Here is a 19737-nt window from a genome sequence, read left to right as displayed (position 1 = left end):
GCCGGATGGTCGGGCCGGATCAGCCCAACGACATGTTCAGGGGTGGCGCGACGCCATCGGGCAGCGGGCTGACATAGGGGGTCCGGGCGGTGCGCTTCTTCAGGTCGGCCTGCGCGGCGGCGATCAGTTCCGGTTCCGTCAGCGCCCGGACGCCGAGCCCCGCCATCGCCTTGGCGGCCTGCACCATCGCCTTGTGGGCGTGCGGGCTCTTGCCCTGTGCCACCACCTGCCAGGTGTGGAAGGGGGTGCCGATTGCGACCGTCGGGGCATGGACCTGAACCGTGGGCACGACCCAGCTGACGTCGCCGACATCGGTCGAGCCGATCTGCGGGTTACGTTTGGCATCGAGCGGGACGATGAAATCGGCCAGCGGCCGGTCGGTCGGCTCCATGCCGATCGAGTAATAGACGGTCTCAATGTCCTTCTCGGTCAGGGTGGAGCGGATTTTGGCGGCGAAATCCTTGTCGGTATCATCGAAATGTGGCGGACCCAGTTCTGCCATGATGCCATGGAGGGCCTGCTCGAGCGGCGTGTTCGGCAATATGTTGGAGACGGCGGAAATGATCTTCATCTCCACCTGGGTTTCGGTCATCAGCGCCGCGCCCTGGGCGATCTTGTGGACGCGTTCGACCAGTTCGTTCATGCCGGGCAGGTCGCGGGCGCGGATCGAGTAGCGCACGCGGGCATGGGCCTGCACCACATTGGGCGCGATGCCGCCGGTATCGAGCAGGGCGTAGTGGACGCGGGCGTCGCTCGGCATGTGCTCGCGCATGTAGTTGACGCCGACATTCATCAATTCGACCGCGTCGAGCGCGCTGCGGCCGAGATGCGGCGAGGCGGCGGCGTGCGAGGTGCGGCCGGTGAAGATGAAATCGGCGCGGGTATTGGCAAGCGAGGGGGTCACCACCACTTCCCAGAAACTCGAGGGATGCCAGGTGATCGCGATGTCGGCGTCGTCGAACGCGCCCGACCGCACCATGAACGCCTTGGCTGCGCCGCCTTCTTCCGCGGGGCAGCCATAATAACGCACGCGCCCGGGCACCTTGTGCGCGGCGAGCCAGTCTTTGACGGCGGTGGCAGCGAGCAGGGCGGCGGAGCCGAGCAGATTATGGCCGCAGCCATGGCCATGGCCGCCGGCTTCCAGCGGACGATGTTCCGCCACGCCGGCCTCCTGGCTGAGACCGGGCAGGGCGTCATATTCACCGAGGAAGGCGATGACGGGGCCGCCTTCGCCCCATTCGCCCATCAGTGCGGTGGGAATGCCTGCAACCTGCTCGGTGATGCGAAAACCCTGATGGCGCAGTTCGGCCAGATGCTCGGCGGAGGAGCGCGCCTCGGTGTAGCACACTTCGGGCATCCCCCAGACCCGGTCGGCCAGGGCCGTGAAGCGCGGCTTGATCGTGTCGACGCCACGCCAGATGTCACTGCGGTTATCCATCGTGTGATTTCCGTTTTTCTTAAGGGCGATATGAGGGCGGAATTGTTATCAGCTTCGGCAGATCAGTCCCGGCGTCAAGCGGCGATCGGCTATCACAGTTTGATGCCGTAGGGGCGGAACAGGCGGCCTTTCTCCACCACCAGCACCACGGCGAGCGCCGCCAGCGTGCAGAGCAAAAAGCCGGTCGCGAACGGCACCAGCGTGCCGTCGAAATCCTGGCCGATGCTGGCGCCGATGCCGATGCCGAGCAGGGTGGTGATCGAGCCGTACAGCGACGCCGCGGTGCCGGCGATATGGCCCTGGGGCTCCATCGCGAGCGCGGTGAAGTTCGAGATCATCAGGCCAAAGGCGAACATCAGCGCGACCGAAAGCACCATGAATAGCGGCAAGGGCAGCATCTCAAGTTTCGCCGCCGTCAGCATGATGGCGGCAATGACCACATAGCTGATCAACGCAGCATGCGAGATCACACGCATGCCGAGGCGGCCGACGAGGCGCGAATTGACGAAACCGGCGATGGCCGTGCCGACGGCGACGCCGGCAAAGGCCAGCGGAAAATAACGCCCGAGCTGGTAGATGCCGGTGAACACCTGCTGCGCGATGAAGATGTACGCGAACAGCGAGCCCAACACGCCGCCGGCAGTGAGCGCATAGCCCAACGTCTGGCGGTTGGTGACGGTCTGGCGGAACGCATCCAGGATATCGCGCACCGCGAGCGACCTGCGGTTGGCCGGCGCCAGCGTCTCCGGCATGCGCAGGGCGCTCCAGACCAGCGCCACCAAGCCATACAGCATCAGCACGATGAAGATGCCGCGCCATTGCGTCAGCAGCAGCACGGCCTGGCCGAAGGCCGGCGCGACGACGGGGACGGCGATGAAGATCATCATCGCCAGCGACATCACGCTTGCCATGCGCCGCCCGGCATAGCAGTCGCGCACGATCGAGGTGGCGATCACGCGCGTCGCCGAGGTGCTGAGGCCTTGCAGCGCGCGCGCCAACAGCAGCGTCTCGAACGAAGGCGCGGCGATCGCGAGCAGGCTGGCGGCGCAATAGACGGTCATGCCGCCGAGCAGCACCGGCCGCCGCCCGAACCGGTCGGACAACGGCCCGATCACGAACTGGCCGACACCGAAGCCGACCAGAAAGATCGACAGGATCATCTGTGGCCGGTTGAGGGAGGTGATGCCGAAGGCGGACGCGATGTTCGGCAGCGCCGGCAGCATCATGTCCATCGCAAGCGGATTGAGCGCCATGATAGACGCAATCACGATCACGAATTCGGGAAAGCCCATCGGGCGGTGGCTGGAAGCCGCCAAAGCGTTGGCACTGGTATCGGACAACGAAAAACCTCTCTTGAGGGCGGCACCTTATGGATTCCGGTGCGATGCACAATCGGCGTTTTAGGAATGGCAGACCGTCGGCGGGCGAGCGAACGCATACCGATCGGGCAGTTGCCCGTTTAGTCAGTGGCCAGCGCCTCATTGCAACGCTTGGCAAACGCCAGCAGATAGCCGCCCATTTCGGCGGAAAGCTGTGCGGTGGGGGGCACATTCTGCATGCTCATATTGAGCGCGTAGACCGGAAGACCCTTGACGATGATTGGCGTCGCGACCGCGAGAACCCCGCGCTGCCATGACACCGCGCAATAGCCATCCCGCTTGACGGACCTGATCGACGTTTGCACTTGGGCAAGCAAATTCTGCGTCGCGCCGGTCCGTCGCCGCTTGAAGCTCGCGAGAAGTCCGGCTCTTTGCTGTTCTGATATTCCTGCCAGATAGGCGCGCCCGAGCGAGGTCAATTCCATTGGGACCTGCTGGCCGGCAACGACGCTGCGCAGCGCCACGCGCGGATTGAAGCGGACCGATTCCAGATAGACCATCATCGAACGGTCCGCGGTCGCCAGTCCGACATTCATCTTCCGCCGCATGGATTCGGCGCGCATCATCGGACCCAAGGCATTGAGAACCGGGGAGCTGACGCGCATCGCGTGCCCGAAGCTGATCACAGCCGCGGCGAGCCGGTAGCCGCGTTCGCTGCGAACATCATCCAGCATGCCGGATTGCACGAGCGTTCGGGTGAGCCGGCTGACGGTTGCGCGCGGAATGCCGGTTCGCTCGGCGATTTCGCCGTTTCCGAGAACATCGATGCCCTGACGGAAGGCACGCAGGATCTCGATGCCCCTTTGCAAAGAACGATTGCCGCCGCCAGCAGAGTTCATGCGTAGTCTCCCTCCGCACTTCCAATAGCAGCTGCCACCCGCCTCGCCAATTCCACTAGATGGAAATGGCCTGAATGGGGGCGGATTTGCCTGTGCTAGCTGCATGGGGCGGCCCGGACAAAGAAGCCGGTACACCGAACGACATTTTCCAAAATGCTCGAGCAAAAACCAAAGGGAGTACGCATGCAGAAGAGCACCCATCGTTCCGGATCGACCTTGCGCCGGCGCCTGCCGATCATTGCTGCCGCCCTGTCGGCGCTCGCGGCGTTGGCTGCTACGCCGGTTCGAGCCGAATACCCGGACAAGATCATCAAGATCGTCGTTCCCTTCTCCTCGGGCGGCGGCACCGACATCATCGCGCGAACGCTGGCGCAGGAAATCTCGTCGGATCTGGGCAAACCGGTCATCATCGAAAACAAGCCGGGCGCCGGCACCGTCATCGGCACGCAGCTTGTGGCCACCAGCGCGCCCGACGGCTACACGCTGCTGCTGGCGAGCTTCGCCCATGCGGTCAATCCAAGCCTGAACAGCAAGCTCCCGTTCGATCCGCACAAGGATTTCGCGGCGGTCTCGCTGATCGCGCGATCGCTCAACATCGTTGTCGTCAATCCGGCATCGAAGATCAAATCGATCCCTGACCTGATCGCGGAAGCGAAAGCCAACCCTGGAAAACTCAATTACGGCACGTTCGGCACGGGAACTTCGGCCCATCTGGCGGGAGAGCTGTTCAAGTCGGCGGCGAATGTGGACCTGACAACGGTCGCCTACCGCGGCGCCGCGCCGGCGATCACCGATCTGCTGGGCGGCCAGATCGATGTCATCTTCACCACCGTGGCAAGCGCAGCTTCGCTTGTCGGAGGCGGACAACTTCGGGCATTGGCTGTCACGACGGCGGAGCGTTCGCCTGCATTCCCCGACCTGCCGACGGTCGCCGAAAGCGGGGTGCCGGGCTACGCCGCGGAGAGCTGGTACGGATTGTACGCGCCGGCCAAAACGCCAGCACCGATCATCGAGCGCCTCAACAAAGCCGTCGCCAAGGCGGTTCAGTCGCCGGCCTTCAAACGGCTCGAGACCAATGAGGGCCTGATCATGGTTGGCGGCTCGCCCGAACAGCTCGACCGCTACGTCCGGGACGAGGAAGCGCGATGGGGCAAGCTCATCAAGGACGCGAACATCAAGGTGGAATAGGCCGCCGCGACATGGCGCTGACGTCTACCAAAATCCTTCTACCCGTTTTGAGAGGTAACATGACGAGCCTGGTCGAGTTCTCAGTTGAAGATTCAATCGCGATCGTGAGGTTGAACAGGCCTGATGTGCGTAACGCCATCAACGACGAGATGCGTGCGCAGTTCGTCGCGGCGCTGGAGCGGGCCGGTAGCGACGACGCCGTTCGTGCCGTAGTGTTGATCGGCACCGGTAAATCGTTTTGCTCGGGCGGCGACATCTCCGGCATGCGCGACCGCCTGCAGGCGCCGGCCGGAAAGGTGGCATTCAACGGCTGGCGCAGACAGCAGCAAACGCACCGGAGTGTTGCGGCGCTCCACGGCATCGGGAAGGTGACGGTCGCCGCCGTGAACGGCTCCGCGGCGGGCCTCGGATGCGATCTCGCACTCGCCTGCGACTTCATCGTGGCGGCGGAAGACGCCGTGTTCAGCATGAGCTTCGTCCGCCGCGGGCTGGTCTCCGACGGCGGAGGCATGTACTTCCTGCCGCGCCGGATCGGGCTGTCCCGCGCCAAGGAGATGATCTTCACCGGCCGTTCCGTCGGGTCGGCAGAAGCACTCGCGGTTGGGCTTGCAGATCGCATCTGTCCATCCGGGACGCTCGTGCGGGACGCGGCCGCATGGGCGCGCGATCTCAGCAAGGGTTCTCTCGCGGCCATCGCGCTGACCAAGGGGATCATGGACCGCACGTTTGAGACGGCGGAAGAGCAGGTGTTCGCGCTGGGACGGGAAGCCCAGGCCATCTGCTACACGACGGCCGAGCACCGGGAAGCGGTGGCGGCGTTCCTCGACAAATCCGCGCGCTAGGAGTGGCGACATGAGCGCGCTGGAGCGTTTGATCCGACCGAAAAGCGTGGCGATCATCGGCGCGTCGGCCAACGCTGGTAAATTGACCGGGCGCCCGCTCGCCTTTCTGCAAAAATATGGCTACGGGCACGAAATCTTTCCCGTCAATCCACGCTATCCATCGATCGCAGGCCATCCCTGTTTTCCGGACATCCGCTCGCTCCCCCATGCGCCCGATGCCGCCATCGTGCTCGTCGGATCGAGCCGCGTTACAGACGCGGTCCGTGAACTCAGCGCGATCGGAACCGGAGCCGCCATCGTGCTTGCCGGCGGATTTGGCGAGAGCGGCGCGGAAGGAATGGCGCGACAGCAGGCGCTGAAGAGCGCTGCCGGCACCATGCGACTGCTCGGCCCTAACACGATCGGCCTCGTCAATGTCACCGACGGCATCGCGCTGTCGGCGAGCGCGGCACTCCAGGCCAGTCAGCTTGCGCCCGGTTCCATCGCGCTGGTCTCGCAAAGCGGAGGCATTCTCGGCGCGCTGCTGTCGAGAGCCGAGGCCCAGGGCGTCGGGTTTTCCAAACTGATCGCAACGGGCAATGAAGCCGATATCGACGTCGCTGATCTCGTCGATTACCTGATCGACGATTCCGCCACGCAGGTTATTGCGCTCTACCTCGAGGGCCTGCGTAAGCCGATGCAGTTTCGCCAGGCCGCGCTGCGGGCCGCGCAAGCCGGCAAGCCGATCGTCGCTTTCAAGGTCGGGCGATCGGAATCCGGCTCCCAGGCGGCAAGCTCGCATACCGGGGCGCTCGCCGGATCGGATGATGTCTATGATGCGTTGTTCAGGCAGCTCGGTATCATCAGGGCGCTGCAGTTCTCCGATCTGCTTGACATCCCGCTGGCGCTGAGTTCAGGCCGTCGGTTGAAAGGTCGTCGTATTGCTGTGGTGACCTCAACGGGCGGCGCAGCGAGCCTGGTCGCCGACGCAGCCGGCCTGGCGGGGTTTGAAACGCCGGCGCCGGATTCGATAACGGCCGAGCGCCTGAAGGCGCTCAACATCCCTGATGCCGTGCTGGACCGAAACCCGATCGACGTGACCTTGGCGGGCGTGAAATCCGAATACTTTCGAGGTGTGCTCGACAGCGTGCTCGAAAGCCCGACCTACGATGCGGTTGCCGTCATTCTGGGATCGTCGTCGATCACCGAGCCGGAAATCGTTGGCGCGCCGCTGCGCGACTGTTTCACGCGGACTGACAAGCCAATCGTCGTGTTTGCCAGCCCGCACGCACCGCAGGCGATCAGGCATCTCAATCTCTCGGGCATCCCGACCTTCGCTGCACCGGAGGCTTGCGCCGCGGCGCTGTCCGCGATGGCGCGCCATTACGAGAAGACTCCAGGGCAAACCGGTGAGCTGGCCGCGGCGGCGCCTGCCGGACCTGATATTCAGGGCATGCTGCGCCCCGGACCCCTCAACGAGTATGAGAGCAAGGCGCTGTTTGCGAAATTTGGCGTGCGGGTCACCCGGGAGGCCTGCGTCACGACGCCAGAGGAGGCCGTGCCGGCTGCGCTGAATCTGGGTGGCAATGTCGTCGTCAAGATTCTTTCGCGCGAGGTTTTTCACAAATCCGATGTCGGGGGAGTTGCCGTTGATATTTCGCCCGGCGATGCCGCCGCAACGTGCCGGCGGATGGCGAACGCATTCTCAGCGGCGACCAGCCGAGCGCCGGAGGGATTTTTGATCCAGGAACTGGTGAGCGGCGGTGTCGAGCTGATCCTTGGTTTCAAGGATGACAAGCAGCTTGGGCCGTCGATCCTGCTCGGCATGGGCGGCATCGCGGCCGAACTTTACAAGGACACAGCCGTGAGGCTGGCGCCGCTTTCGCGGCAGGATGCGGAGGAAATGATCAACGAATTGAAGTCCGCGCCGCTGCTGCGCGGCTTTCGTGGCCGTCCGGTGGCTGACGTCGAGGCTTTGATCGAAGCCATGCTGGCCTTTTCGGCCATGGTGTCTTCGATCGGCAACGATCTGCTGGAGGCGGAAATCAACCCCTTGTTCGTCTTGCCGAACGGGAACGGCGTCAAGGCGGCTGACGGCGTCGTGGTGGTTGCAGCCGACAGCAGAGGCTGATCGGCAACGACAAGCTAGCGTCTGCGGCCCACAAATCCGGCGAAGATCGAGAAGAACAGGACATTGTAGAGGAAGCCAAAAAGAATCTGCAGGCTCACCACGAATTTTGCCCAACCCGATTTAGGTGAGATGTCGCCATAGCCGGTCGTCGTCATGGTGACGATGCTGAAATACAGCGCTTCACCCAGATTGAGGTCGGCGGAAAACGCGCCCGGGCCCTGCACACGCGCGATGTAAAGATAGAGTACTGAGAAGCAGAACGCCGCCAAGATAAACCCTCCAGTCACGTCCAGGAGAATTCTCCAGAGTGGCGTACCTTCCAAGTATTGCGTGCTCCGTGCGCCATAGATACCCCGAATGGCCTTGCTGATGCGCCAGATCAGATAGAACCAGATCGCAAACACGCCGGCCTTGGCGCTTTCACCCACATAGGTCGTGATGGCATTCTCGGGAAGGATGTACGGCACAGCAGCCTCGACCAGCAAGCCGAGGATGCAATAGGTGACGACGACCGTTACAACGGCTCGGAGCCAGCACGCAGCTCTACCCCCCTTCAAGCCCATCATGATTTCATTCTCGGCCTACGGCTCATGAAGCCGCCTGCGTCCCGGGCGGGAGCACATAAAGCGTCATCGCGAAAATAGCATAGATGAACAGGAGCAGGGCGCCTATGAACCAGGCCGAACGTCCGCTGTTGGTGATGAAGCATGCGGTCAACGTCGCGATCAAGACCATGGCGACCGCGCCTGGCCAGAACTGCAAATCCATCGGCTGGGGACCGATGACATAACTGAGCAGCACAAGTACCGGCGCAACGAACAGGGCGATCTGCGAGGCGCTTCCGAGCGCAATGCCGACGCTCATGTCAAGGCGGTCCTTGCGCGCTGCGGAAAACGCCACCGCCATTTCGGCGGCTCCGCCGACCAGCGCGACGACGATGAATCCGATAAAGGCCGGGCTCATTCCCAAGTTCTCGCCGGCTTTTTGCACGGAACCGACGAAGATTTCGCTGACCAGCGCAACCAGCACGGTGACCGCGATCAATGTGCCGACTGCCACGCCGACCGGAAGCGCGGCCTCCTCTTTTTCGCCGTGAGCCTCACTGGCGAAAAGATCCTTGTGTGTCTTCAGCGAGAACACGAGACTCAAGCCGTAAGCCACGATCAACAGGATGGCGAGGCCGGTACTAAGCTGCTGCATCACCGCCGCACTGCCCTGGGCCAGATCGCGGTTTGCGACCGCCGCAGGCGTGAGCAGGGCAACCGTCGCCATCAAGAGCAGCGCCGCATGCAGCCTTCCGCCGGCGCGATTGAATTCCTGGGTGCGGTGCCGCAGTCCGCCGAGCAGGAATGACGCACCGAGCATGAAGAGCGAGTTGGTAACGATCGCGCCGGCGATCGAAGCCTTCACCAGCATGTATTCTCCGGCCTGCAACGCCGCTATCGCGATGATCAACTCGGTCAGGTTTCCCAGCGTCGCATTGAGCAAGCCGCCGACGGCATCGCCGGTCTTCTCGGCGACACTCTCGGTGGCGTGGCTAAGCACGGCGGCCAGCGGCACGATCGCCAGCACGGCGAGCACGAACAGGGTGGTGTGGGCCGACGGCGCGAACAACTCGACCGCCAGGACGATCGGCACGAACACCAGCATCCACAGCAGAGGGGTATGCCGGATTTCCTTGATCAGCGCGTTCATGGTTTGGTCTCGCCATCGTGTCGACTGCCGGAACCATTCGGCCGGGTGGCGCGATCAATATTGACGTAGCTCAACGAAAGCGGCCTCCGGAACGGCCGGTCCAAAATCATTTGTTCTGACCGGCCGCTTGCTCTATCCCCTAGCGTTGATATCGGCAGGCGATCGCTTTCGAACGGAGACCTCGTGTCCGGACAGACCTTGAAGATCGGGACGCGCAAGAGCACGATGGCGCTGGCGCAGACGGAAGGTATCGCGCGACTGCTGCGAGCGTCCGATGCCGCGCTCGATGTCGAGATCGTCAAGTTCGAAACCCGCGGCGATCAGGACCAGACCAGCAAGCTGCTTCGCCATGGCGGCAAGGGCGGTGCCTTTGTTGCCGAAATCCGCGAGGCGATGCGGCGCGGCGAACTTCAGGCGGCGATGCATTCGCTGAAGGACGTTCCCGGCAATGAGGAGACCCCCGGTCTCGTCATCGCAGCGACGCTGCCGCGGGATGCCGCCAACGACGCGCTGGTGCTGCGTCCAGGGCTTTCGCTGGATGCGTTCCGCGCCTCGAACGGCAAGGGCTTCAAGATCGGCACCAATGCGGTGCGGCGTGCCGCCTATCTGCGCCGGTTGTTCCCCGATGCCACCCTGATCCACTTCCGCGGCGCGGCCGACACGCGGGTGGCCAAACTGGATCGCGGCGACAAGCAGCGGCTGCCTGATGGCGGCGAGGTCGGTCCTGCGGACGCGCTTGTCATGGCAAGGTCGGGGCTCGAGCGCATCGGCATGGCGTCGCGGATCGTCCATGATTTCTCGGTTCGCGAGATGTTGCCTGCGGTGGGGCAGGGCATCGTCGCGGTCGAATGCGTCGAGAAGGATTGGGTGACGCGGGGGCGATTGGCGAAGATCGAGGACGCGACCTCGCGGCTCTGCGCCGAGGCCGAGCGCGAGGTGTTGTGGGTGCTCAACGGCCACTGCAATTCGCCGATTGCCGGCCACGCCACGCTCGACGGCAGCGACATGACGCTGACCGCCTCGGTGCTCGATGAGGCTGGCGACCGCTTTATCGAGGTGTCGCGGCAGGGCGCGGCCGACCGTCCGCGTGAACTAGGCCGCACGGTTGGGCTCGAACTGCTCGACAAGGGCGCGGCCGAGATCATTGCGCGGACGCGGCCGGAGGAAGATTCGCTGCTTGCGTGAGGCGGCCGACGTCGTGGACAGGCCGTGTCATCCGTCCGTGCGAGCGATCAGCTCGGCAATGCGGCCGTCGGCGCGGCGGAGCCGCCGGCAAAGTTCGCGGTTGATGTTCTGCATCACGATCACATAGGCGTGGATGTCGGCCTTGTAGTAGGTGTAGAGATTTTTCGCCGTGAGCTCGTACAGCAAGGTTTCGCTCTCCGCCACGACGCTGGCCGAGCGATTCTGCATTTCGATCAGCGTCATTTCACCGAAGAAGTCGCCGGGCTCGAGGATCGACATGAAGATGGAGCGCCCGGATTCACCGAGCTTGCTGACGACGAGCTTTCCCGAGTGAACGATGAACATCGAACGTCCCGGCTCCCCTTCGGTGACGATCGCGGCGCCGGTATCGAAGCGGCGCTCGACCATCATGGAGACCAGGAGATCGAGGCTGGCGTCGGAGAGGCCGCCGAAGAAGGGCGTGGCGAGCAAAAATGCTTTCAGATCGGGTGAGCTGACAGACATTGCCGCAATATACTCTCGCGCCCGGCAGCGGCAAAGATCTCTCCGCAGGTGGAGCGGGTCTCTTGCCGTTGATTTCGCTGGAAAACTATCGCCGCTACGCCCTGGCAAACCCCAACAGCACCACGCCGCCGATTAGGATCGCACAGCCGGCAACGCGCCAGGCGGTCACGCGCTCGCCGAGGATCAGCATGCCGAACATCGCGCCAACCATCATCGACATTTCACGGGCCGGCGCGACCAGGCTGAGCGGGGCGCCCATTTCGAGCGCCGTGAGCACGAGGATGTAGGACAGCGGCGAGAGCGCGCCGACCCAGAAGGCCAGCCACCAATGGCCCTTCATCTTTGCTTTCGCGCGCGGCCAGTTCGAGAATACGACCGGCGCCATGATGAAGAAGCGCAATAGGTTGGTCATCCAGTCGAGCACGACCGGATGAATGCCGAGCACTTTCACGCCGTAGCCGTCGACGACGGTGTAGCTCGCGATCAGCGATCCCGTCGCCGTGCCCCAGCGCACGCCGTCGAGGCCGCGCGGGCGACGGAACGCAGAGAGATCGCCCTGCGTGGTGATGAGCCCGATCCCGGCGACGACGGCAAGCAGCCCGAAGATGCCTTGCGCGGTCGGCGTCTCCCGGAGCAGGACGAACGCGCCGATCGACGACAGCATCGGGCCGGTGCCGCGCGCGACCGGGTAGACCACCGAGAGATCGGCGAGCTGATAGCCGCGTTGCAGGCACAGGCTGTAAGCCAGATGAATGCAGGCGCTCAGCACGAGGCAGACCGCGACGGGAAAATTCCAGTTGAGCTCGCCATATACGAGCAGCCAGATCATCCAAGGCAGATAGACCAGGCAGGCAAACATATTGTAGGCGAAGACGAAGGTCGGGCCGGCATCAGCCGCGCGCTTGGACAGCAGATTCCAGGTAGCGTGAATGAAGGCAGCGAGGACGACGAGGAGAAGCGAGACGAGCGACATGAGACCTCCGTGCCTGATGGCGCGAACAAGATCTCGACATCTCCGCCTCTGGGCTTTTGTCCCTCGGGTGCAGCCGCGTGCTACCGCGGTTTCCGCAACGCTCGGACCGGCGATGGCTGTCAGCCATCCGGAACCCTAGTTGCCACTCAGTCGATGGAACCCTGATATCTCCGGCCATCAGGGGAGGTCAATTCAGAATTTATGCTGCGTCTGCGTTGGGGAAAATCACGCCGCCAGGTCCTGCAGCAGCAGCGACGAGCCGCGAATCAGCACCTTGCGTCCCTTCGCCGTGAGAACCGGCGCGCCGCCGTGCATGGTGGCAAGCTCGAGCGCGATCAGGCTGTCGATCGCATAACGGCTCATGCGCGGCAACCTTGATGCCGGCGTTCGCAAGGCCTTCAGCGTCTCCCATTGGGACGGCGTCAGGTCGTAGTCGAATTCTTCGTTCATGGTGCCTCGGCTTCCACAATTCTTGTGGCGCCTCATAGCGGGCGCACATGAAATTCGTGCGACCGCAACGAGTCGGTATTTCGACAAGCGACGATGCGCTGTCACATCATCGTGTCATTGGAATTGATCTTGCTTTGTCGAATCACGCGTGCGGGCCAAAAACAAATTACGCTGGCGCAGGTTGCGTGAGTGCGGGCGGCAAAAAGGCCGTCCAATCGGCGCAACCCTTAGAAGAAGGTTACTAACGGAAAGTAAATGGCGGTGTGATTTAGCTCACAGCGCGCCGCTTTCCGCGCGCTCACCCGCGCCGCACGCTCGCCCCGCCATCCACCGGCAGCGTCACACCCGTGATGAAACTCGCTTCATCGGATGCGAGGAACAGCGCGGCGTTGGCGACGTCCCAGCCAGTGCCCATCTTCTGCCGCAGCGGAACCTTCGAATCCCGCTCGGCCTCGACTTCGGCGCGGCTCTTGCCCCATTCGCGGGCGCGGGTATCCACCGCCATCGGCGTGTTCATCAGCCCGGGCAGGATGACGTTGGCACGGATGCCGTATTGCGCGTTCTGATAGGCGAGCTGTTCGGTGAAGGCGATCATCGCGGATTTGGTCGCCTTGTATGCCACATACGGATAGGTGGTGATCGCGGCCATCGAAGAGATGTTGATGATGGCGCCGCTCTTCTGCGCCCGCATGATCGGGATCGCGTGCCTGGCGGCCCAGACGCAGCTCTTCAGGTTGATCGCGACGCAGCGGTCGAAGGCTTCCTCCGATATCTCCAGCAGTTCGGCATCGCCGCCCGACAGGCTGACGCCGACATTATTATGCAGCACATCGATGCGGCCCCAGCGTGAATGCGCATCCGTCACCATCGCCTTCAGTTCGGCCTGCTTGGTGACATCGGCCTTGAACGCCGCCGCGATGCCGCCCTTTGCCTCGATCATTTCAACCGTTTCCTGAGCTGACGCCAAATGATGATCGACGCACAGCACTTTGGCGCCTTCGCGCGCGAACGTCAGTGCGGTGGCACGGCCATTGCCGATGCCTTCGCCCGGGCTCTGGCCGGCGCCGACGACGAGGGCGACACGATCTTTCAGGCGCATCTCATTCCACTCCCTTAGATCGGGTACTGTTTCAGTACCTCTTTGTAATAGGGTTCGTTGTCGATCTTCATCGTCGCCAGTACGCGCACCACGGCGCAATAGAAGGCGATGGTGAGCACGAGGTCGACCATCTGCTCTTCGGAAAGCTGCTTCTTGATTTCGGCAAAGGTCGCTTCCGACATCGCAAGTTCCCGCACCATTTCGCGGGCGCCGCGCAGGATCGTCTTCGCCAGCGGCTCGAGCCTTGAGGGCTTGCCCTCGGTCTCGGCCATCAGGCCTTCGATATCCTGATCGGTGACGCCAAATTCCTTGCCGATCTTCACGTGGTGGGTGAACTCGTATTCGGACTTCTCCATCCAGCCGACCTGGAGGATGGCCAGCTCCCGCAAGTGCGGGTCGAGCTTGCTCTTGAATCTGATGTAGTTCCCGACACCGTTGAAGGCGCGGGCCATGTCGGGCGAGTTCACCAGCAGCTTGTGCAAATTGGTGTTGCGCTTGAGCATGTCGCGGTATTCGGGGGCGACCTGATCGGCTTCGAGATAGGGTAGGCGGGCCATTTTATTGTTGTCCTTGCTGGCGATAGCGACTCAGCCTCACCCAGCCGTAGAGCGATTTGTGCTCCTGCGCATAGTTGGCGTAGGAGTCCTTGATGCTGGCCATGTTGAGCAGCATGGTCGCGACCGGCGTATCGTCCTTGGCGAACACGGTTGTACGCATCCAGACGCTCTCGGTGCGGCGGCTGCCGCTCAGCGCAACCACTTCGCGCTCGGTGAAATAGGTCTCGCCGGGGAATAGCGGCCCGCGCAGCAGGCGGATTTCCTGGTCGGCGAACAGGCCGACCGCGGGTCCGCGAACCGGCAGCCTGTCCTCGCGCGCGCGATACTGAAACAGCACGCTCAGCATCTCCATGGGGATGATCGCACGGCCCCAGGGATTGAGCTCCTGCGAATAATACGCCGAAGGCTCGGTGATGACCTTCAGCTTGTCGGCAAGCGAAAACGGATAGAGATCGCCCATGTGCTGGTCGAAATCCATTTTCACCGCCTGGCGCGGCGTCTTCATGCCGACCTTGAGGTCGGCGAGAATGACGGGATCGCTCAGCGGCTTGAGTTCGCCGAGCCGTTTGCCCAACGCCGTTTCCGAGACATCGCCGACCGATGCGGTGCCTCGCAAAATCTCGGTGCCGTCACGCCTGGTCATGCCGATCGCGCAAAGGGTCTGGCCCGGCTTCGGCTTTTCGATATTGGCCTGCACTTCCTCGCCCTCGAAGGCGGGATTGCGGTAGTGGGCGGAGAGGCACCCGGTTTCGAACCAGGCCCGGCCCCAGATGCGCTCGCACAGCGGGGCGAACTGGCTGAAATGGGTCGGGCCCTCGATGGTGCCGCCCTGAAAGCCGAGCTTCTGCGCGGTCGCATCGTCGTGGATCGAGGCGTGAGAGTCGTAGACCTGCGCCTGCAGCATCTGCCTTGGGCTGCGCCAGGGCCCGACCAGCAGATTGTCGCGCTCCACGATCTCGGTCCTGAACGCCGGCTCGCTCATCCCTGGTGTCTCCCTTTGCCCAAGCGTTTCAAAGAAGGCGGCTTTCGGCAAGAGGTCGGCTTGGTCCACAAGCAGGCGAGATATGCCGTAGGGCCATGAAATCACGCTGGGCACGCATAGCAAAACCGGTGCATTCTGTTCGCAATTAGACCGGTTCAAAATCACCGGCGGAACGTTGCGACGGGGAGCGGACGAATGGCGTTGATGGAAGTGGGTCTGGACGACAAATACCGTCTGGACGCGAAGCGGATTTTTCTGTCCGGTACGCAGGCCCTGGTCCGGCTGCCCATGTTGCAGCGCGAACGCGACCGCGCCGCGGGACTTAACACCGCCGGTTTCATCTCCGGATACCGCGGCTCGCCGCTCGGCATGTACGACCATGCGCTGTGGCGCGCGAAATCCTTCCTCAAGCAGCACGACATCGAATTCTCGCCGGGCCTCAACGAGGATCTGGCGGCCACCGCGGTGTGGGGCAGCCAGCAGGTCGGCATGTTCCCGGGCGCCAAGGTCGATGGCGTGTTCGGCATCTGGTACGGCAAGGGCCCCGGCGTCGACCGTTCCGTCGACGCGCTCAAGCATGCCAACTCGGCCGGCACTTCGCCGAACGGCGGCGTGATCGCGCTCGCCGGCGATGACCATGGCTGCCAGTCCTCGACGCTGGCGCACCAGAGCGAGCAGGTGTTCGCCGCGGCATTGATGCCGGTCGTCAATCCCGCAACCCTGCAGGACTATCTCGATCTCGGCATTCTGGGCTTTGCCCTGTCGCGCTATTCCGGATGCTGGGTCGGCTTCAAGGCGATTTCGGAGACGGTGGAAAGCTCGGCCTCGATCGTCAGCGATCCCGATCGCATCAGGATCGTGACGCCCAGTGATTTCGAGATGCCGCCGGGCGGGCTCTCGATCCGCTGGCCGGATGCGCCGATGGAGCAGGAGCGGCGGCTGCACGGCCCGAAGATGCAGGCGGTCGCGGCATTCGCGCGCGCCAACCGTTTCGACCGCATCGTGCTGGATTCAAAACCAGCGCGGCTCGGCATCATGGCGACCGGCAAAGCCTATCTCGATCTCCGCCAGGCGCTGGCCGATCTCGGCATTACCGATGCCGAGGCACAGGCCTTGGGCCTCCGCATCTACAAGGTCGCGCTGACCTGGCCGCTGGAGGAATCTGGCGCGCGCGCGTTCGCGGAAGGTCTGCAGGACGTATTGGTCGTCGAAGAGAAGTGCGGCTTCATCGAGGACCAGCTCGTTCGCGTCCTCTACAACATGGATGCCTCGAAGCGTCCGTCGGTGGTCGGCAAGCGCGACGAGAACGGCGCCATGCTGCTGCCGAGCGAAGGCGAGTTGACGCCGACCATGGTCGCGGCGGCCGTGGTGGCGCGGCTGCGCAAGGTCGGCCATCGCAGCCCGGCGCTGGAGCAGCGTCTGGCCAAGCTGGAGGCCTTCGACCGCCCGGCGGAGGGCATCGGCGCGCCAAAACTGCAGCGCACGCCGTATTTCTGCTCGGGCTGCCCGCACAACACTTCGACCAAGATTCCGGAGGGCAGCCGCGCCATGGCCGGCATCGGCTGTCACGGCATGGCGCTGTCCGTGCCGAATCGCCGCACGCAGACGATCTCGCATATGGGCGCGGAAGGCGTCAGCTGGATCGGGCAGGCGCCGTTCACCAGTGAACAGCACGTCTTTCAGAATCTCGGCGACGGCACCTACACCCATTCCGGCCTGCTGGCGATCCGCGCCGCGGCGGCGTCCGGCGTCAGCATCACCTACAAGATCCTCTATAATGACGCGGTGGCGATGACCGGCGGCCAGCCGGCCGAAGGCGGCCTGACGGTGTCACAGATCGCTCATCAGGTGGCGGCAGAGGGCGCCAAGCGCCTCGTCATCGTCTCCGACGATCCCGACAAATACCCGGCGAACTATTTCCCGCCGCGCGCAACCATTCATCACCGCCGCGAGCTCGATGCGGTGCAGCGGGAGCTGCGCGAGGTCAAGGGCCTTACGGTCTTGATCTACGATCAGACCTGCGCGGCGGAAAAGCGCCGCCGCCGCAAGCGCGGGCTCTATCCGGACCCGCCGAAGCGTATCTTCATCAACGAGCGCGTCTGCGAGGGCTGCGGCGACTGTTCGCAGGTCTCGAACTGCGTCTCGGTGCAGCCGCTGGAAACCGAACTCGGCCGCAAGCGGCGGATCGACCAGTCGAACTGCAACAAGGACTTTTCCTGCATCGAGGGCTTCTGCCCAAGCTTCGTCACCGTGCATGGCGGCAAGCTGCGCAAGGCCGACCGCGCGGCGGCCGATCCGTCGGCGCTGTTCGCCGATTTGCCGACGCCGACGCTGCCGGCGCTCGACGGCGCCTACAACATCCTCGTCACCGGCATCGGCGGCACCGGCGTCATCACCATCGGCGCGCTGCTCGGCATGGCCGCCCATGTCGAGGGCAGGGCCTGCTCGACGCTCGACTTTACGGGATTGTCGCAGAAGAACGGCGCGGTCATGAGCCACGTCCGTATCGCACCGCAGACGGATGACCTTTCGACTGTGCGCATCGCGCCCGGCGGCGCCAATCTCATCCTCGGTTGCGACCTCGTGGTCGCCACCAGCATCCCGGCACTGAGCCGGGCCGAGCGCGGCGTGACGCGGGCGATCGTCAACGCCGACCTGCTGCCGACCGCGAGCTTCGTCATCAACCCCGACATCGATTTCGAGGCGGGGATGATGCGGGATACGCTCAATGAGGCCGTCAGCGCCTCCGATCTCGACATTCTCGATGCGACCGGGCTCGCCACCGCGCTGATGGGCGACAGCATCGCTACCAACGCCTTCATGCTCGGTTTTGCGTTCCAGCGCGGCACGATCCCGCTGTCGCTGGCGGCGATCATGAAGGCGATCGACCTCAACGGCGCGGCGATCGAGATGAACAAGCTGGCCTTCTCCTGGGGCCGGCTCGCGGCCCACGACCTGCCGCGGGTCGTCAGCGCGGCGCGCTTCCGGAGTTCTGGCGCGGCGCCGGCCAAGCGTACCCTCGATGAGAGCATCGCCTTCCGCGCCAGATTTCTGACTGACTATCAGGACGAGGCCTATTCGAAACGCTACCTCGCCGAGGTCGAGCGTGTCAGGGTGGCGGAGGCCAAGGCTGCGGGCTCGCATGAACTGACCGAGGCTTTCGCCAAGGGCCTGTTCAAGCTGATGGCCTACAAGGACGAATACGAAGTCGCCCGGCTCTATTCCGACGGCGAGTTCGCAAAGTCGTTGAGGGAGCAGTTCGACGGCCAGCCCGGCGTCAAGGTCAGCCTGGCGCCGCCACTGCTGGCGCGGCGCGATGCGGTGACCGGGCGCTTGGAGAAACGGGAATTCGGCCCCTGGATATTTGGCGCCTTCGAGATTGTTGCGCGATTCAAGTTCCTGCGCGGCAGCAAGCTCGATCCGTTCGGCTACACCGCCGAGCGGCGGATGGAGCGGGCGCTGGCGGGCGAATATTCCGCGATGATCTTCCGCCAGCTCGACCGGGCCAAATCGCATGATTGGCCGCGGCTAGTAGCGCTGGCGAAATCCGCGGAACTGGTTCGCGGCTACGGTCATATTAAGGAAGCTAATGTCGCCAAATACCGCGCCGAGTGCGCGCGGCTGGAAGCGGCGATCGGCCAGCCGGTGGCGCAGGCCGCGGAGTAGGACTGTTCACCTGGCACGTGAACTTTTTCCACAGCCGGAATCACGCATCGCCAACCTCGAGACTGGAACCGGCTGGAATTATCCGGCCGGCTTCCTACATGATGGCTGTTGTTCAGTTTTTGGTTGAATTTCAGGAGACCGGCGATGGTCCTGAAAAGCGCTTTTGCGGCTGTGCTTTGCACGGGGCTCCTGATGCCGGGCAGCGCCGCGCTGGCGGATCAGTATCGCGCGGGTGAACTGTTCAGCCTCGATCCTTCGAGCGCTCTGCTCTCACCAAAGCGGCTCGGCCCGGAAACGCAATTCGCTCCCGTCCGCATCGAAGCGCGAACCGACCGCAAGCCGGTGAAGACCGAACGCGTCGTTGTCCGTAAGACTCCGGAACGCAAGACACATGTGGTGCAGGGGCGCGCCGAGAAACCGCGCGGCATCGCCCGCACCAAGCTGACTCGCCGCCACAGCAACCCGCTCGACGCCCAGGCGCGCGATACGCGGATCCAGACTTGGCCGTGTACATCCGGTGGCATCTGCGAATGGCAGCGGTAATTTCTTTGTAGGATCGCCTTCGATACCACCTGGAGGGTGATCGCCGCCGATATGCCGATCGGCCTCGTCGGCGAAGACGCTATCGCGCTCGGCGACGGACCGCCGCGAGCACAGATCTGCTGTCGTTCGCGAAGCGCGTCGGCATCGGCAACGTGGTGCGGATGACGGATGTGCATTGGCGCAGCACATCTGAGGCCGCACCGCCTCAGGGCTTCACAACGAGATAGCCGCCGACCACCATCAGCACGGAAAGCGCAATGACCACGCCGAGCACGGCGGCGATGATC

17 protein-coding genes are annotated in these 19737 nt (G+C 63.7%); 6 read left to right on the top strand and 11 right to left on the bottom strand.

Features of this window, described 5'->3' with window-relative positions:
• Positions 1 to 19: 19 nt before the first annotated feature.
• The 3 genes from RX331_RS30650 to RX331_RS30640 all read right to left on the bottom strand — a co-directional run bounded on the left by RX331_RS30650 (position 20) and on the right by RX331_RS30640 (position 3656).
• On the bottom strand, positions 20 to 1438 hold the full coding sequence (locus RX331_RS30650; RefSeq protein WP_317253332.1) for a M20 family metallopeptidase: 1419 nt from the start codon (positions 1436 to 1438) through the stop codon (positions 20 to 22).
• A gap of 92 nt (positions 1439 to 1530) precedes the next feature.
• A complete protein-coding gene (locus RX331_RS30645) occupies positions 1531 to 2730 on the bottom strand; it encodes a multidrug effflux MFS transporter (RefSeq protein ID WP_410708331.1) in 1200 nt (399 codons plus the stop codon).
• Positions 2731 to 2897: 167 nt separating this feature from the next.
• On the bottom strand, positions 2898 to 3656 hold the full coding sequence (locus tag RX331_RS30640) for an IclR family transcriptional regulator (RefSeq protein ID WP_410708330.1): 759 nt from the start codon (positions 3654 to 3656) through the stop codon (positions 2898 to 2900).
• 183 nt (positions 3657 to 3839) lie between these two features.
• Between RX331_RS30640 and RX331_RS30635 the strand changes: the two genes are divergently transcribed.
• Genes RX331_RS30635 through RX331_RS30625 form a run of 3 tightly spaced genes read left to right on the top strand, consistent with a single transcriptional unit; the run spans position 3840 to position 7796 of the window.
• Positions 3840 to 4844 carry a tripartite tricarboxylate transporter substrate binding protein gene (locus tag RX331_RS30635; protein WP_317253329.1) on the top strand — a complete coding sequence of 335 codons (1005 nt, stop codon included), beginning with the start codon at positions 3840 to 3842 and terminating at the stop codon, positions 4842 to 4844.
• A gap of 59 nt (positions 4845 to 4903) precedes the next feature.
• A complete protein-coding gene (locus RX331_RS30630) occupies positions 4904 to 5686 on the top strand; it encodes an enoyl-CoA hydratase/isomerase family protein (RefSeq protein WP_317253328.1) in 783 nt (260 codons plus the stop codon).
• Positions 5687 to 5696: 10 nt separating this feature from the next.
• The gene (locus RX331_RS30625) at positions 5697 to 7796 is read left to right on the top strand and encodes an acetate--CoA ligase family protein (RefSeq protein ID WP_317253327.1); all 2100 of its coding nucleotides are present in this window, start codon (positions 5697 to 5699) and stop codon (positions 7794 to 7796) included.
• A 14-nt stretch (positions 7797 to 7810) separates the two neighbouring features.
• Here the strand turns inward: RX331_RS30625 and RX331_RS30620 are convergent, their stop codons facing one another.
• Complete coding sequence (locus RX331_RS30620) at positions 7811 to 8362, bottom strand: potassium channel family protein (RefSeq protein WP_317253326.1); 552 nt, start codon at positions 8360 to 8362, stop codon at positions 7811 to 7813.
• Positions 8363 to 8384: 22 nt separating this feature from the next.
• A complete protein-coding gene (gene cax, locus RX331_RS30615) occupies positions 8385 to 9491 on the bottom strand; it encodes a calcium/proton exchanger (RefSeq protein ID WP_317253325.1) in 1107 nt (368 codons plus the stop codon).
• Positions 9492 to 9716: 225 nt separating this feature from the next.
• Between cax and hemC the strand changes: the two genes are divergently transcribed.
• Positions 9717 to 10676 (top strand): hydroxymethylbilane synthase, encoded by a 960-nt coding sequence (hemC, locus tag RX331_RS30610; protein WP_317258274.1) that lies wholly within the window; start codon positions 9717 to 9719, stop codon positions 10674 to 10676.
• A gap of 27 nt (positions 10677 to 10703) precedes the next feature.
• On the opposite strand, the gene RX331_RS30605 is transcribed toward hemC, so the two are convergent.
• The 6 genes from RX331_RS30605 to RX331_RS30580 form a co-directional block, all read right to left on the bottom strand.
• A complete protein-coding gene (locus RX331_RS30605; protein WP_317253324.1) occupies positions 10704 to 11180 on the bottom strand; it encodes a cyclic nucleotide-binding domain-containing protein in 477 nt (158 codons plus the stop codon).
• A 94-nt stretch (positions 11181 to 11274) separates the two neighbouring features.
• On the bottom strand, positions 11275 to 12153 hold the full coding sequence (locus RX331_RS30600; protein WP_317253323.1) for a DMT family transporter: 879 nt from the start codon (positions 12151 to 12153) through the stop codon (positions 11275 to 11277).
• A 225-nt stretch (positions 12154 to 12378) separates the two neighbouring features.
• Complete coding sequence (locus RX331_RS30595; RefSeq protein ID WP_317253322.1) at positions 12379 to 12603, bottom strand: hypothetical protein; 225 nt, start codon at positions 12601 to 12603, stop codon at positions 12379 to 12381.
• 298 nt (positions 12604 to 12901) lie between these two features.
• Positions 12902 to 13702 carry an SDR family NAD(P)-dependent oxidoreductase gene (locus RX331_RS30590; protein WP_317253321.1) on the bottom strand — a complete coding sequence of 267 codons (801 nt, stop codon included), beginning with the start codon at positions 13700 to 13702 and terminating at the stop codon, positions 12902 to 12904.
• 14 nt (positions 13703 to 13716) lie between these two features.
• The gene (locus RX331_RS30585; RefSeq protein WP_317253320.1) at positions 13717 to 14259 is read right to left on the bottom strand and encodes a carboxymuconolactone decarboxylase family protein; all 543 of its coding nucleotides are present in this window, start codon (positions 14257 to 14259) and stop codon (positions 13717 to 13719) included.
• A 1-nt stretch (position 14260) separates the two neighbouring features.
• Positions 14261 to 15241 carry a hypothetical protein gene (locus RX331_RS30580; protein ID WP_317253319.1) on the bottom strand — a complete coding sequence of 327 codons (981 nt, stop codon included), beginning with the start codon at positions 15239 to 15241 and terminating at the stop codon, positions 14261 to 14263.
• Positions 15242 to 15436: 195 nt separating this feature from the next.
• Here RX331_RS30580 and RX331_RS30575 point away from each other — a divergent pair, with 195 nt between their 5' ends.
• Entirely contained in the window at positions 15437 to 18907 is a 3471-nt protein-coding gene (locus RX331_RS30575; protein ID WP_317253318.1) for an indolepyruvate ferredoxin oxidoreductase family protein, read from the top strand.
• Positions 18908 to 19099: 192 nt separating this feature from the next.
• Positions 19100 to 19450, top strand: a complete 351-nt coding sequence (locus tag RX331_RS30570; protein ID WP_317253317.1) for a hypothetical protein — start codon at positions 19100 to 19102, stop codon at positions 19448 to 19450.
• Positions 19451 to 19737 lie beyond the last annotated feature (287 nt).

This window comes from Bradyrhizobium sp. BWA-3-5, from assembly GCF_032917985.1.
Taxonomy (GTDB): Bacteria; Pseudomonadota; Alphaproteobacteria; order Rhizobiales; family Xanthobacteraceae; genus Bradyrhizobium.
The sequence above is the reverse complement of the archived record's forward strand: the minus strand, read 5'-3'. Positions and strand labels throughout refer to the sequence as shown.